Below are 14,760 nucleotides of genomic sequence, written 5' to 3'. Positions count from 1 at the left end.
AATATCATATGTCTGACGTCAGACCCCGCATCCGCCTTCCACGCTCTGCCAATGCTGGCGACGTGATCGAAGTGAAAACCCTGATCAGCCATAACATGGAAACCGGCTTGCGCCGCGATGGATCGGGCAATGAAATCCCCCGCCAGATCATCAACCGGTTCACCTGCGAATATGCAGGCAAGCTAGTGCTTGATGTGACGATGGAACCCGCCATTTCGGCAAACCCCTACATGGAATTCGATGTCAAGGTCGACGAGTCGGCAGATTTTGTCTTCACTTGGTATGACGATGACGGCTCGGTCTATTCCGAGACGCAGAGTTTCGAAGTCAGCTGATACCACAGGTCACAGCCAGTCTGGGAGGAGACACGCATGAAGACCATGACCAAGCTTTGGGCCACTGCGGCCATTTGCGGGGCTGTGCTAAGCAGCACAGCCTTTGCAGACCCGCATCCCGATGCTGAATTGATTATCGAGGGTGAGTTGCATATCGCAACCCGCGCAGAGCCACCTGAGCATCTGGGCGGCGTCTTTCCCGAGATATATTCCGGCTGGCTGTTCCGCACGGATGAAACCCGCGCGTTGCAGATGGACGATTTCGACAATCCCGGCTTGCTTTTCGCCGAGCGCGGCGAAGACCGCTGGGAGTTGGCCGAAGGCACGGCCAATCAGTCCTGTGCCGATTGCCACGGTGATGTAGAATCGATGGCAGGCGTGCGCGCTGTGATGCCGAAGGTAAATGAAAACGGTGAATTGTGGTCCTTGCAGAACTACATCAACAATTGCCGGACCGAACGCATGGGCGCAGATGCCTGGGGTTGGAACAGCGAGCCGATGAAAGATGTCACCTCGCTGATCTCGCTACAATCGCGCGGTATGCCTGTCGCTGTGAAGATTGATGGCGAAGCGGCAGAGTTCTGGGAAAAAGGGCGTGAAATGTACTACACGCGCTTTGGCCAGTTGGAACTGTCTTGTGCAAACTGCCACGAAGACAATTGGGGCCGGATGATCCGCGCGGACCACCTGTCGCAGGGTATGTCGAATGGCTTTCCGACCTATCGGTTGAAGAATGCCACCATCGTGCCTTTGCACCAGCGTTTCCGGGGCTGCATCCGCGATACACGCGGCGAGTCTTTCGCTGAAGGCGCGCAAGAGTTCCGCGAGTTGGAACTGTATGTGTCCTCGCGCGGTCTTGGACTGCCCATTGAGGGCATCTCGGTTCGTCAATAACTGACACAGGGCGCAAGCTCAGGCTTGCGCCCTGCCCGGCCTGAGGACTGACTCGGCCCAAGAATATTCATACTTTCGCAGATTGGCATGTGGCGACCTCCTCCCCGCCATATGCCAGACCATTCCAAGGAGCACTCCACATGATATCCCGGCGCGAATTTCTGCAAGCGTCCATCGCAGCCTCGGCGCTATACGGCATCTCGGGGTTCGGCAACTGGTCGAAACTCTCGGCCCAGCAGGCCCTTACGCAAGATGATCTGCTGCGTTTTGACACTTTCGGAAATGTGTCGCTGATCCACATTACCGACATTCACGCCCATCTCAAACCCATCTGGTTCCGTGAACCTGAATGGAACATCGGGGTGGGCGGCGTGGCTGGCAAGCCGCCGCATGTGGTTGGCAAAGACTTCATCGAGATGTTCAACCTTACGCCCGGATCACCTGAAGCCTACGCGCTGACCTATGTGGATTTCGAGGCCCTTGGCCGCACCTATGGCCGCATGGGCGGCATGGACCGCGTGGCAACTGTTGTGAATGCCATTCGTGCAGACCGCCCCGAGGCGCTGCTGCTGGACGGTGGCGATACATGGCACGGGTCCATGACCAGCTTCCTGACCAAGGGGCAGGATGTGGTCAATGTGATGAACAAGCTTGGGGTCGAAGCCATGACCTCGCATTGGGAATGGACCTTTGGTCAAGACCGCGTACGCGATATCGTGGCCGATCTGCCCTTCCCCTTCCTTGGCCAGAACATCTTTGACAATGAATGGAACGAGCCTTCGGATGAATTCGAACCCTATACATGGTTCGAGCGCGGTGGCGTGAAGATCGCGGTCATCGGACAGGCGTTTCCCTATATGCCCATCGCCAACCCCGGCTGGAAATTCCCTGATTTCAGCTTTGGCATTCGTGAAAGCCGTATGCAGGAAATGGTCGATGAAGTGCGCGCGCAGGGCGCAGAACTGGTCGTGGTGCTGTCACATAATGGCTTTGACGTGGACCGCCAGATGGCAGGGCGCGTCACCGGCATTGACGTTGTGTTGACCGGCCATACGCATGACGCGCTGCCAGAGCCGGTAATCGTGGGCGAAACGCTGCTGATCGCCTCTGGCAGCCACGGCAAGTTTGTTACCCGCCTTGATCTGGATGTGCGCGACGGGCGCATGATGGGCTTCCGCCACAAGCTGATCCCGATTTTCGCTGATGTCATCACCCCCGACCCTGAAATGGCCACGCTGATCGACGCGGAACGCGCACCCTTCAAGGACCAGCTCGAAGAGGTCATCGGCCACACAGACTCGCTTCTGTATCGTCGCGGCAATTTCAACGGCACATGGGATGACCTGATCTGTGAAGCGATCATGGAAGAACGCGACACCGAGATTGCCATGTCACCGGGTGTGCGCTGGGGCGCCAGCCTGCTGCCGGGTGATGCGATCACCCGTGAAGATATTCATTCAGTCACCTCAATGACCTATGGCCAATGCTACCGTACCGAAATGACAGGCGAGTTCCTGAAAGTGGTTCTGGAAGATGTGGCCGATAACATCTTCAACCCTGACCCCTATTTCCAGCAAGGCGGCGATATGGTGCGCATTGGCGGGCTTGGCTACCGGGTCGATGTGTCAGCCCCTGTCAACCAGCGCATTTCCGACATGACACTGCTGTCCACCGGCGAAGCGATTGACCCAGAGCGCAACTATGTTGTCGGCGGCTGGGCGTCGGTGAACCCTGAAACCGAAGGCCCCCAGATCTGGGATGTCGTCGAAAGCCATATTCGCAAGATTGGCCGTGTTGCACTGGAACCGAACACATCGGTTCAGGTCGCAGGGCTGTAAGATCAACGAAGGGCGGGGCCATGGCGCCCAGCCCGAAACCAGAGGAACCGACGTCATGACTGACATGCAAGATGACGCCCCGAAGTCACCAGGCAGCGGCCCCTCCCGCCGCGATTTCCTGCGCACCGCAGGGCTGGCCGCCGGGGGCGCCGTGGTCGGGGCCGGAGCGAATGCTGCAAGCCCCGACCCCCTTATTACCGAAGTGCAACCCTATGCCTCTTTCCTTGGCGAAGGTGTCGATGCAACGCCCTATGGCATGCCGATCCACTATGAGGATCACGTCGTGCGCCGCAATGTGGAATGGCTGACAGCCGATCCGATCAGCTCGATCAACTTCACGCCGATCCACGCGCTGGATGGCACGATCACGCCGCAAGGCTGTGCATTCGAGCGGCACCATTCCGGTGCAATCGAGATGAGCAAGGATGAATACCGCCTGATGATCACCGGGCTGGTTGAACGCCCGCTGGTATTCACCTTTGGCGACCTGCTGCGCCTGCCGCGCGTGACGCGTGTGCATTTCTGCGAATGCGCGGCCAATAGCGGCATGGAATGGGGCGGCGCACAGCTAAACGGCGCACAGTTCACGCATGGCATGATCCATAACATGGAATATACCGGCGTCACCCTGCGCACCCTGCTGAATGAAGCCGGTGTGAAACCCGAAGGCAGCTGGATCTATGTCGAGGGCCATGATGCATCCTCGAATGGCCGTTCAATCCCGATGGAAAAGGCGCTGGACGACTGCATGATCGCCTTTAACGCCAATGGCGAGGCACTGCGCATGGAGCATGGCTATCCCGTGCGTCTGGTTGTGCCCGGTTGGGAAGGGAACCTCTGGGTCAAGTGGCTGCGCCGGATCGGTGTGCATGACGGCCCGATGGAAAGCCGCGAGGAAACCTCGAAATATACCGATCTTATGCCTGACGGGCGGGCGCGCAAATGGACATGGGCCATGCACGCAAAGTCGGTCGTCACATCGCCATCGCCGCAAATGCCCATCGGCCATGGTCCGGGCCCTATGGTCATTACAGGGCTGGCATGGTCGGGCCTTGGCAAGATTGCACGGGTCGATGTGTCACTTGATGGCGGCGTGAACTGGCAGACCGCGCGTCTGGGCACCGAACCCGGCGACAAGGCGGTCACGCGGTTTTACCTTGACCATGAATGGGACGGCCAGCCGATGTATGTCCAATCGCGCGCGATTGACGAAACCGGCTATGTCCAGCCCACAAAGGAACAATTGCGCGCCATTCGCGGGCTGAATTCCATCTACCACAACAACGGCATCCAGACCTGGTATGTCAACGAGAACGGAGAGGCCGAAAATGTCGAAGTGTCGTAAACTCATCACCACGACGGCACTGATCACAGTGTTTGGCGCCGTTCCTGCCCTTGCCGATACCCTCGGAATTGGCCGCTTGGCCCTGCCCGAAGAAATCGCAGCATGGGATGTTGCTGTCATGCCCGATGGGCGCGGCCTGCCCGAAGGGCGCGGCAATGTGCTGGATGGCGAAGATTACTGGATCGAGCAATGCGCGGTCTGTCACGGTGACTTTGCCGAAGGGGCCGGTGCATGGCCGCCGATTGTTGGCGGGCGCGGGTCATTGACCGATGAACGCCCGCTCAAGACAATCGAATCCTACTGGCCCTATCTGTCGACCGTGTGGGATTACATCAACCGTTCCATGCCCTTTGGCGCAGCACAGACGCTTGAAACAGATGAAGTCTATGCCATCACGGCCTATATCCTCTATTCCGCCGGGCTGGTGGATGATGATTTCGAGTTGAGCCACGAGAATTTCACTGAAATTCGCCTGCCCAATGAGGGTGGCTTTTACCTCGATGACCGTGCAGAGGTGGAGTTTCCGGAATTCGCGCAGGAACCCTGCATGAGCGATTGCCGCGATCCTGTCGAGATTTCGGCACGCGCCACCGATATTGATGTGACGCCGGAATTCCCGGTCATTCGCTTCACCTATTCCGATGGCAGCGCGCCTGCTTCCGCAGCCGAAGTCGTTGAAGAGGCAGAGGAAGCATCCGCTCAACCAGATGCAGCCCCAGAGGAAGAAGCGGTGCAGCTTGCCGCGCTGGACCCTGAACTTGTCGCCGCGGGCGAGGCCGCCTGGCGTCAGTGCCGCACCTGTCACCAGCTTGGTGATGGCGCGCGCAACAGCACTGGCCCGGCCCTGAACGGTATTGTTGGGCGCGAAGCCGCGCATTCGGACGGGTTTCGCTACTCTCCTGCGTTCACCGATGCGGCAGAGAGCGGGCTGGTCTGGACAGAGGAAACACTTGACGCGTTCCTTGAAAATCCGGCAGGCTTGATCCCAAGAAACCGCATGTCTTTCAGGGGTGTGCGCAGCGAAGATGAACGGGCAGCCTTGATTGCCTATATGATGTCGCATTCCAACTGAACCCCGGAGGCGTGGTGATCAAGAAACTCAAACCTCTGATATTTGCCGGGGCCTTATTGGCCCCGGGAACCGCCATACCGCAGGCGACACCCATCGGCGACCCGGTTGCCGGGGAACAGGTTTATCAGCGCGAATGTGCCAGTTGCCACCAGATCGGTGACGGGGCGGTACACCGCATCGGCCCACATCTGAACCGTATCTTCGACCGGCGCGCAGGCAGCCATGCGGATTTCCGGTATTCCGAAGCACTGGTGCGTCAGGGGCGCGATGGTATGTTCTGGGACCTCGCGCGCCTGCATGCCTATATCGAAAACCCGCGCGCGCTGGTTTCGGGGACCCGGATGTCCTATCGCGGCCTACAGGATGACGAAAGACGCGCAAACCTGATCGCTTATATGCGTGCCTATTCCGACCAGCCCCAAAATATCCCCGAAGCATCGCCCACCGCCATCGCCAGAGAGGTCGAGCTTTCGGCCGAAACCTTGGCGATCGAAGGCGATGTTGAGTATGGTGAATTCCTGAGCGCCGAATGCACGACCTGCCACCAGCGCAGCGGCGATCATGCGGGCATTCCGGGCATTGTCGGCTGGCCCGAGGAAGATTTTGTCGTTGCGATGCATGCCTATAAACAGCGGCTGCGGCCACATGAGGTCATGCAATCTGTGTCGCAACGGCTCGACGACGAGGAAATTGCCGCACTGGCGGCTTATTTCCGCGAATTGGGCCGCGAATAAGAACAGGTTTGCCCCAGCTTGGACCGGGGCAGTCCATGCATGTGAGGGGGGACGCATGCATCTACACATTATTCCTGACAAATTCGTGCCAGAAGGAATGATGTTCCCGTCACGACATGGCCGCGATGATCGACGGCACTGGACATTCGGGGAGGAACGGCGCGAAATTCGCCTGGTAACAGGCGCCAATGGGAGAGACCTTATGACACTGAACAGACGCACTTTTCTGGGCACAGCCACGGCTGCATCCGTCGCCCTTTCGGCCCCTATGGCATTGGGGCAGGCCAAGCCTCGCGTTGTCGTAATCGGCGGTGGTTCGGGCGGTGGCACCGTCGCGCGCTATATCGCCAAGGACAGCAATGGCGCAGTCGATGTGACACTGATCGAGCCGTCTCGCAAATATTATACCTGCTATTTCTCGAACCTCTATCTGGGCGGATTCTGGGAATTTGACGCGCTTGGCCATGACTATGGCAATATCGCGCGCCTTGGTGTGAATGTTGTCCATGACTGGGCCGTCGGTGTGGACCGAGATGCGCAGACCGTGGCGCTGGCCTCGGGCGAATCCATTTCCTATGACCGGCTGGTTGTGGCCCCCGGCATCGACTTCGTCGAAGGGTCTGTTCCCGGTTGGGATGTGTCGCAGCAAAGCCTGATGCCCCATGCCTACAAGTCCGGCACACAGGCGCAACTGCTCAAACATCAGATCGAGAATATGCGCGAGGGCGGCACGTTCTGCATGGTCGCCCCCCCGAACCCCTATCGCTGCCCGCCCGGACCGGGCGAGCGTGTGTCGATGGTCGCGCATGTCCTGTCACAGATCAATCCGACCGCAAAAATCCTGATTGTGGACCCAAAGGAAAACTATTCCAAACAAGCCCTGTTCGAGGAAGGCTGGGAACGCCATTACCCCGGCATGGTCACCCGCATAGGCCCCGATTTTGGCGGCGACAGGGTCGAGGTGCGCCCTGATGCAATGGAAGTGGTCGTTGACGGTGTGGTTGAAACTGTTGATGTCTGCAACGTCATTCCAGCCCAGAAAGCTGGCAAGATCGCGGAACTGGCGGGCTTGACGAATGACTCTGGCTGGGCACCTGTGTTGCCGTCAGACATGCGCTCTCGCATGGATGAAAATGTCTTTGTTCTGGGCGATGCAAGTGCACAGGGTGCGATGCCGAAATCCGGCTTTTCCGCCAATTCGCAGGCCAAGGTGGTGGCAAATGTCATCCGGGGCGAATTGACGGGCAGCCGTATTTTCCCAGCGCGCTACTCCAACACCTGCTGGTCGCTGATTGCGACAGATGACGGTGTGAAAGTGGGTGCGAATTATGAAGCAGGCGATGATCAGATCGAATCTGTCTCCAGCTTCATAAGTCAGACCGGCGAGGATGCCGAGCTACGCCGCCAGACCTATGAGGAAAGCATCGGTTGGTATAACGGGATTGTTGCTGATATCTTCGGGTAACGGTCGCAGTCAATTCACCAAGACAGGAGCGAGGCTATGGCCTCGCTCTTTCATTTCATATGAACAGATCCGAAATTGCGACTTGGCCCTTGCTCGAACTGGCATAGTCACTGCGTCAGGCTTGATCTCGGGTCAGCGTGACAGGGCGCAAGGCCGCGCATAGTTCTGCTTTTCCGACAATTGCGGAAACCGCATGATGCACATCGTCTTGCAGGCGGGCCAATGCCGCCAAGCTACTGACTTCGACCTCGGCCGCTAGATCAATGACATGGTGATCAGGAAGGCGCCGGATGCGCAGGGTCCTTATACTTTTGATTTCCGCAATGCTGGTAAGGCTGTCAAGAACCGCAACTGACAGGTTCGGGTCGGCCCGATCCAGAAGCATTGCAAGGGCGCGCCGCCCAACCATGAAAGACGTGTAACTCAGCAGCGCTGCCACGCCGATCGCGGCAATCGTATCGGCCACAGGCAGACCATACCACGCACCGATCAGACCAAGCGTGACAAGCACCGTGCCAAGAGAATCAGTGAGGAAATGTGCAGCATTTGCTTCTAGCGCCATGCTGCCAGTTGCGCGTGCGGCGCGTTTTACCACAAGATGGCGAATGAAATCAGCGCAGGCCGCAACCGCCGCAGCGCCCAGATACCATGCCTCCAGCTGCATCGGCGGCGTTCCCTCGACAAGCTTCATTCCCGCCAGATGCCAGATAAAAACGGCGATAATCCCCAAAAGCACAGCCTCTGCCAGCGCGGCAAAGGCTTCCAACTTTTCGCGCCCACAAGTCCAGGCCGGATCTGCCCCACGATCAGACAGGCTCACCACAATCACGGTTATACCTGTCACGATAATGTCGATAAGGCCCTGCATGGCATCGGCAACAAGCGCCAGTGAGCCAGACAGAATACCGACAGTCAGCTTGCCCAAGGTCAGCACCAGCGTTGTCACAAGCGAGCCAATGGCAACCAACAGCTTATAGGCATGGTTTCCCATGCCAAGCCATGTGCCAAGCCCGCTTCGCTGTCTGGAATTTGCGCCAAAATCGGTCATGCAGCCCTCACTCTCGGGCCGGGATACACACGAAATCTGGCGAAAATTAGGAAGTTATGTCAGGAAAAGCCCGTTTCGCGGATTGTCCAGCGTGCGGCAGTGACGGCAGGTTCCAGGCTCAGACGACCGACAATCTGCTCTAATGCAGAATCCGAGGTCGTGTCGGCATTCACCTCGGCGGTTACCTCTACGCGGTCGGTATCTTCAATATTCTCTGATTCCAGCCCGGTCAGGTGCAGCCCGTTTTCGGCAAATCCCTGCAACATCAGCGCGCGGACATGCGCTTCCTGCGCGCCCTTGCAAACAATCTCGACCGCGTAATAGCGGGTCAGTTCCGTGGTCTGTATGGGTTGTTTGTCAAGTATCCGTGCCAATGGTCGCAGCCCAAGATTAACGAATACCACCGCCCCCGTAACCGAGGCCGCCAAGATGAACTCTCCTGCCCCTGCCAACATCCCTATTGCCGCCGCACACCACAACGTTGCGGCCGTGTTCAGACCGCGCACATTGAAGCCTTCGCGAAAAATGATACCCGCACCCAGAAAGCCAATCCCCGAGACTATCTGCGCAGACACCCGCGTCGGGCTGATTTCGTCAGGAAAGGCCGCCGAGAACAGCACGAAACTCGCTGCCCCCAATGACACCAGCGTATTGGTGCGCAAACCGGCCAGCCGCTGACGCCATTGCCGTTCCATCCCGATGATCGCGCCAAACAACAACGCGGCGCTCAGGTTCAGGATCGGCTGCAGATGTGTGATGTCGCTCATCCGTCTTCTTTCGCATTTTTGGGTGGAATGGCGTGGTTACATGACGTGGATATGACAGACCGTCATGACGCTGGTGCCCAGAGTAGCCGGATTTCTGCAAGATCGCCCTCGCTGTGCTGAAGCCTGAAGGCAACACGCGTTTGCGCCCCGTCAATCGGCACCTCGTTCAGTTCGACCACGGCAATTACCCCTTCGTCGCGGTAATCAAGGCGCAAGTGACGGATTGCATCTGCCGGGACGATTCCTTTCAGGCAGTCGCGTACCTGTGTCTGCAATTCCGGGCGCAGGGCTGCTTCATGCGCTGCGGGGCCATCTGCATGGCCATCAGGTTCGGGGTGGATGATAATTTCCACGACATCAGGCACCCGCGCGAGCACCAATGCGCGCGCAGCCTCGCACAGTCGATGGGCTTCTGACAGTGTCATTGCAGGGTCCAGCGCGACATGCACATCTGCCTGCACCGCCCCACTCATATGGCGCAGCCGCAAATCATGGGCGTCACGAATACCCGGTGTTTCCATCAACGCGGCTTCTATTGCGCGTGACATATCGGCAGGCGGGGCAGTATCGGCCAGTTCCTGCACCGCAGGGCGCCCATAAACCCAGGCCACCCGGCCCAGCATCAGCGCAATGATCGCAGCCCCCAGCGCATCGGCCAGCGGCCAGCCCAGCATCGCCGCGCCAATACCCGCCAGCGCCACAATGGACGAGGCCGCATCCGAGCGGTGGTGCCATGCATTCGCCGCCATCATGGCAGAGCCTGTCCGCCGCGCGACAGCCTTGGTGTAGTGATACAGCCCCTCTTTCACCGCAATCGACAGGCCCGCAACCCATAACGCCAACATACCCGGCGCAGCGCTCGGCGGGTCAATCAGGCGCAGACCGGCATCTATCAGGATACCAAGTGCAGCAAGCGCCAGCATGGCCGCAATCGCAAGCGTGGCCAATGTCTCGAATCTGCCATGTCCGAAGGGGTGTTCCGCATCTGGCGGGCGATGGGAGTGGCCCAATGCCCAGATCACAGCGGCATCCGATGCAAGATCAGACAGCGAATGCACGCCATCCGCCACCAGCGCCTGACTTTGTGCAATCAGCCCCACAAGGATCTTGCCCGCCGCAAGTGGGGCATTCAGAAAGACCCCGGCCCATGCAGCGCGGCGCTTGTCGCGCAGTGCTTCGCGTTCGATATGTTCTGTCGGCGCTGACATGGCAGCCACTCCTGAATGCGGCCCGAGGGCATCATCTGTCCTGTATAATGCCCTCAGGTTGGTGTCATCCGCAAGGTCGGGACAATGCTTTCTCGTTGCGCATCACTGTCCGCCAGCCTTGCGCGGGCATCCCTGTCCAGTCGGGTTAAAGCTACCATCTGCGCACCGGCGACGGCCAACAAGACACGGGCCACAGCACACGCGGGCGCCAGCCCGGCCGAAGGGATCAGCCGACCCGTGCGGTACAAAGTTGGCATAGCGAAGCTGGCGACAGAGCTGCGCATCGCTGGGCCGCGGTGCGGCGATCTTCCGTTTAATCTGTAGCGCTTTATGCCGGACAAATCCGTGAAAGATCAGATTTTTGCGCTTGAGGCAGCCCAATCGCCGTGCCGTGGGGGCGGCCCGGCGATGCGCGGCGGGCTGACGCCCTTGACTCCGCGCTTGTTGCGTTTGTCCACCGTCAGCAAAGGCCCTCAAACCCAAAATAAAGGCCTTTTATCAAGTGCTGGTCACAAGCGCGACACTCGCATAGGGCGCGTCTTGCAGCATCGCAGTGGCCTCACTGTCGAAATCGACGCCAATCAACCAGGATGCCATTAGGAAATACACCAGCAGGCCAGTGAAATCCTTGATCGTGGTGATGAAAGGGTCCGCCCCCGGTGCATGGTCAATCCCCATCTTGACCATGACATAGGGCATCAGAAAGCCCAGACAGGCCGCCGTGAACACTGATGTGAACAGCGCCACGCCCACAACAACGCCAAGCTGCGGAATGTCATTGGGGATGCCCTGCCAGAAATAGGCCACTGTACCCGCGACCAGCGCAATACCCACGGCCATGACCAGCCCGACAGCAGCTTCGCGGGCGAAGCTTCTGCGCCAGAAATCCTGCATGGTGACATGTCCAAGCGCGAAGCCGCGCGCAAAGATGGTGGAGGATTGCGTGCCCACATTGCCGCCCATATCCATCACCAGCGGAATGAAGATCGCCAGCGCGATCACTGCGCCCAGCACATCCTCGAACTGGTCGATCAGCCCGCCAACGATCAGCCCGCCCGCAAGTGTGACCATCAGAAACAGGATGCGCACACGCACAGTGTACCAGATCGGGCCTTGGGTCAATTTCTCGGACCGGATGTGGTCATCGCTGTTGAACACATCGCCCACACCGGCCTTGAACATGATGTCATCGGTGGTTTCCTGTTCCAGAATATCCATCGCATCATCGAATGTCAGCACACCGATCATTTCGGATTTGGCGTTGACGACCGGCAACAACGGCACGTCACGCAACTGCAATCTGCGCGCGGCAGCTTCCTGCTCCATGTCATCCAGAACGGCCAGATCAGCGCCATCTATGAAGGCATTGACGTTGCTGTCCCCGTCGGCCCGCAGCAGCGCCGAGAGCCGCACAAAGCCCTTGTAGCGGCCCTTGTCATCAATCACGAACACGCAGGCTGCCTGCCCTGTCGGCACATGCGACCGGCGCACAGCCTCAATCGCATCGGTCACTTTTGCGCCTTCGGTCACATAGACAAAGGCATCACGGATACGCTCGGAAATCGGGTCGCGGGCCGGGCGGTTGGGGGTGCGGGTGGTGTCAAGAGTTGTGGTTGCCATGAGAAATCTCCATCGGCTTGGTATCAGTTTTCAGTTTTTCCTGGTTTCAGGATCAAGGTGATCTGCCGCGCAGATGTCACCGCGGGGTCGGCGGCACAGGGCAAGGCGCGCTTGACAAAGGAACAGGGCCGATCCGGTCGCCTTGACGATACAGCGCACAGGACCGGTTGCTTTGCTTCAACAGCTCTCTGACACGGCCTTTCTTCGGCAGCTTTTCGGCTATACCCAGCAGGTCCTTGCGCCGCGCCATCTCTGCCCGGATTTCAGCGGGTTTGATCCCGCGATCATGCCAAAGCACGGCAAGATGATAGAGCAAGTCGGCACTCTCTGCGATCAGCCCCTCACGGTTGTCAGCCAGCGCGTCAAAAGCGACTTCGGTCGCCTCCTCGACCAACTTGCGGGCCTTCCTCTCGGCAGAGGACGCTGTGAGTTCTTCCGTGCGCGCGGTCGGTGGGCTGTCCAGCTGGGCGATCAGATGTTCCAGACAGCCGAACAGATCGGCGGGCTGGGCTGCTTGAATGTTGGGGGGGCGCATATTCATGACCAATCCTCCGCTTCAGGGTTTGTTCTGTTGGGTGATGTGCGAAGCCGCCAGACTGTCAGGCCGCTCTGCATTACTAAGTTCGGTGGGCGTTATGGGCCTGCCTTCGGCGTCAATCACTGGCACGCGGGCAGCACAGGCATTGGTCACCAGATCTGCCGTGTCATTGCCGCCGGGCAGGGCCAGCAGCATGTCAGGGCGCGAATCCTCCAGCATGAAGGCGTTGCGGATCGCCTCGGCCCGTTTGCCAAGTTCCCGCCAATTGGCCGGATAGCGCACCACATGCAGGCGCTGCTCGCGCGCCCAATCCTCGGCCGTGATGCAAAGCGCACCATTGCCACCATGAATAAGAACTGTGATGGGCCGGATCGTATGTGCCACCGCCAGAGCGCGGCGGATCAAGGCAGCATCATCCAGATGCCGCCCACCAGTGATGATTAGACGCATAAGACGCACTCCTGTCGCGTAAGGCAGGGCTACAGGCGGGGCTTAACCCGCGCGCAGCTCTGCTTGCCGGGCAAGACGTGCGCAAAGGGGTGTGTCCAATGCGTCGGGTGCTGGTTGCGCAGGCCTTGGGGCCAGCCATTGCCGCACGGGTTTGCCGGTCTGCGCATCACACAGCCAGCAGAAAACAGGGGGAATAGGGCGCAGGGTTGCGCCGGGCGGGGCCATATGGGCGAAGTGAAAGGTCATAATTGTGCCTCCGTCCAGCCGCGCCGGTCTGGAAGCACAAGGGCGGCGTTACATACGCGCGCCCCAAAGCCGCAGACAGGCCGGGTGGTCTGAATTTATCCGGAAGGTCTGGCGGCTGCGCAGCGTACTGCAAAACACAGAGGCCAGACCGCTACTAGAGCTGCTGTCCATGGGTCTCTCTGGTTGATACACGAAAATGGCTGCACTATGTCAGCGTGGCCCAGATAGCTGCGGCGGCGCGTGAAGTCAACCGCAAGCTGTCGAAAACTTCCGCCGCTCAGATAATCCCATCAAGCACGCCAAAACCGATCACCGCAGCCAGCGCCACCAGATAAACCGAAAACACTTTCAATTGCGCCTTGTAGAGCAGCATCAATACCAGCTTCAGCGCCACAGTGCCGGAAATGGCAGCGACCACAAACCCGACGATCATTGGCCCCAATCCAACCCCATCCAGCCCGACTCCGCGCATGACCTCCAGGCTTTGCACAAGGCTGGCAGCAAGGATCGTCGGGATTGCTACCAGAAAACTGTATTCCGCCGCCCAGCGCCGTTTCAGCCCGGAAAAAAGCCCGGCGATTATCGTAATCCCGCTTCGGCTGATGCCCGGGATCAAGGCCAACGCCTGCGCCACCCCGATTACAATCGCAATCCGCGGCCCGATACTTTTTATGCCAAGCGGGCGCTTGGGCAACCTGTCGGTTATGAACAGAAGCACAGCTGTCAACGACAGCGTAAACACCAGAACCTGCGGCGCAGAGAATACAATCTCGAACATACGTTTGAAGACCAGCCCCAAAACGCCCGTAACCAGAACGGTCAGCATCCCCATCAAGAACAGATGTGTGAAAACCCCCAACCTCTGCCCCGGAACGCGCATCTGCCCAAGCGTCTCGGTCAGGGTTGCGCGGATCAGTGTAGACAGGCTTTTCCAGAAAACGATCGCGATGGATACCAAAGTGCCCACATGCACCACCAGATCGAACAGAATCATGGCCGGGCTTTCTGGTGCAGGCATATTCGATCCCTGCGCAATCATAAGATGTTGTGTCACCACAAGATGCGCGGTGGAACTGACCGGCACGAACATGAAGATGCCCTGAACAAGGCCCAGAATGATCGCCTCAAGATAGCTCATGTGTTCTCCTGTTCTTCGGGCAGGGCTGGTTTTGGCACGCTGGGTTTCCCAGCTATTTGACC

General features: G+C 58.8%; 15 protein-coding genes. 7 read left to right on the top strand and 8 right to left on the bottom strand.

Going from position 1 to position 14,760, the window contains the following annotated elements; genetic code table 11:
• The first annotated feature begins 8 nt into the window (after positions 1–8).
• The 7 genes from soxZ (at position 9) to EV660_RS15160 (ending at position 7,683) form a co-directional block, all read left to right on the top strand.
• Positions 9–335 (top strand): thiosulfate oxidation carrier complex protein SoxZ, encoded by a 327-nt coding sequence (gene soxZ, locus EV660_RS15190; protein ID WP_071479337.1) that lies wholly within the window; start codon positions 9–11, stop codon positions 333–335.
• Positions 336–371: 36 nt separating this feature from the next.
• Entirely contained in the window at positions 372–1,229 is an 858-nt protein-coding gene (gene soxA, locus EV660_RS15185) for a sulfur oxidation c-type cytochrome SoxA (protein WP_071479336.1), read from the top strand.
• Between the two features lie 140 nt (positions 1,230–1,369).
• Positions 1,370–3,067: a thiosulfohydrolase SoxB gene (soxB, locus tag EV660_RS15180; RefSeq protein WP_071479335.1), complete on the top strand. Its 1,698-nt coding sequence runs from the start codon at positions 1,370–1,372 to the stop codon at positions 3,065–3,067.
• A 64-nt stretch (positions 3,068–3,131) separates the two neighbouring features.
• Positions 3,132–4,412, top strand: a complete 1,281-nt coding sequence (gene soxC, locus EV660_RS15175; RefSeq protein WP_071479398.1) for a sulfite dehydrogenase — start codon at positions 3,132–3,134, stop codon at positions 4,410–4,412.
• On the top strand, positions 4,396–5,484 hold the full coding sequence (locus EV660_RS15170; protein ID WP_071479334.1) for a c-type cytochrome: 1,089 nt from the start codon (positions 4,396–4,398) through the stop codon (positions 5,482–5,484). Before soxC ends, EV660_RS15170 begins: the two co-directional genes overlap by 17 nt.
• Positions 5,485–5,498: 14 nt before the next feature.
• Positions 5,499–6,218: a c-type cytochrome gene (locus EV660_RS15165; RefSeq protein ID WP_100319239.1), complete on the top strand. Its 720-nt coding sequence runs from the start codon at positions 5,499–5,501 to the stop codon at positions 6,216–6,218.
• A 202-nt stretch (positions 6,219–6,420) separates the two neighbouring features.
• Positions 6,421–7,683, top strand: a complete 1,263-nt coding sequence (locus EV660_RS15160) for an NAD(P)/FAD-dependent oxidoreductase (protein ID WP_071479333.1) — start codon at positions 6,421–6,423, stop codon at positions 7,681–7,683.
• Positions 7,684–7,798: 115 nt separating this feature from the next.
• On the opposite strand, the gene EV660_RS15155 is transcribed toward EV660_RS15160, so the two are convergent.
• The 8 genes from EV660_RS15155 to EV660_RS15120 all read right to left on the bottom strand — a co-directional run bounded on the left by EV660_RS15155 (position 7,799) and on the right by EV660_RS15120 (position 14,698).
• The gene (locus tag EV660_RS15155) at positions 7,799–8,731 is read right to left on the bottom strand and encodes a cation diffusion facilitator family transporter (protein WP_071479332.1); all 933 of its coding nucleotides are present in this window, start codon (positions 8,729–8,731) and stop codon (positions 7,799–7,801) included.
• Between the two features lie 59 nt (positions 8,732–8,790).
• Positions 8,791–9,498 (bottom strand): MgtC/SapB family protein, encoded by a 708-nt coding sequence (locus EV660_RS15150; protein ID WP_071479331.1) that lies wholly within the window; start codon positions 9,496–9,498, stop codon positions 8,791–8,793.
• 62 nt (positions 9,499–9,560) lie between these two features.
• Positions 9,561–10,706 carry a cation diffusion facilitator family transporter gene (locus EV660_RS15145; RefSeq protein ID WP_071479330.1) on the bottom strand — a complete coding sequence of 382 codons (1,146 nt, stop codon included), beginning with the start codon at positions 10,704–10,706 and terminating at the stop codon, positions 9,561–9,563.
• A gap of 498 nt (positions 10,707–11,204) precedes the next feature.
• The gene (locus tag EV660_RS15140; protein ID WP_071479328.1) at positions 11,205–12,326 is read right to left on the bottom strand and encodes a magnesium transporter; all 1,122 of its coding nucleotides are present in this window, start codon (positions 12,324–12,326) and stop codon (positions 11,205–11,207) included.
• A 76-nt stretch (positions 12,327–12,402) separates the two neighbouring features.
• Positions 12,403–12,867, bottom strand: a complete 465-nt coding sequence (gene hisE, locus EV660_RS15135; protein ID WP_071479327.1) for a phosphoribosyl-ATP diphosphatase — start codon at positions 12,865–12,867, stop codon at positions 12,403–12,405.
• A 15-nt stretch (positions 12,868–12,882) separates the two neighbouring features.
• Positions 12,883–13,314: a DUF2493 domain-containing protein gene (locus EV660_RS15130; RefSeq protein ID WP_071479326.1), complete on the bottom strand. Its 432-nt coding sequence runs from the start codon at positions 13,312–13,314 to the stop codon at positions 12,883–12,885.
• Positions 13,315–13,356: 42 nt separating this feature from the next.
• On the bottom strand, positions 13,357–13,560 hold the full coding sequence (locus tag EV660_RS15125; RefSeq protein ID WP_071479325.1) for a hypothetical protein: 204 nt from the start codon (positions 13,558–13,560) through the stop codon (positions 13,357–13,359).
• Between the two features lie 277 nt (positions 13,561–13,837).
• The gene (locus EV660_RS15120; RefSeq protein WP_071479324.1) at positions 13,838–14,698 is read right to left on the bottom strand and encodes an undecaprenyl-diphosphate phosphatase; all 861 of its coding nucleotides are present in this window, start codon (positions 14,696–14,698) and stop codon (positions 13,838–13,840) included.
• Positions 14,699–14,760 lie beyond the last annotated feature (62 nt).

Source organism: Roseinatronobacter bogoriensis DSM 18756 (genome assembly GCF_004366635.1).
GTDB lineage: Bacteria > Pseudomonadota > Alphaproteobacteria > Rhodobacterales > Rhodobacteraceae > Roseinatronobacter > Roseinatronobacter bogoriensis.
Note: the sequence above shows the minus strand (reverse complement) of the source record. Positions and strands in the feature narration are given on the sequence as shown.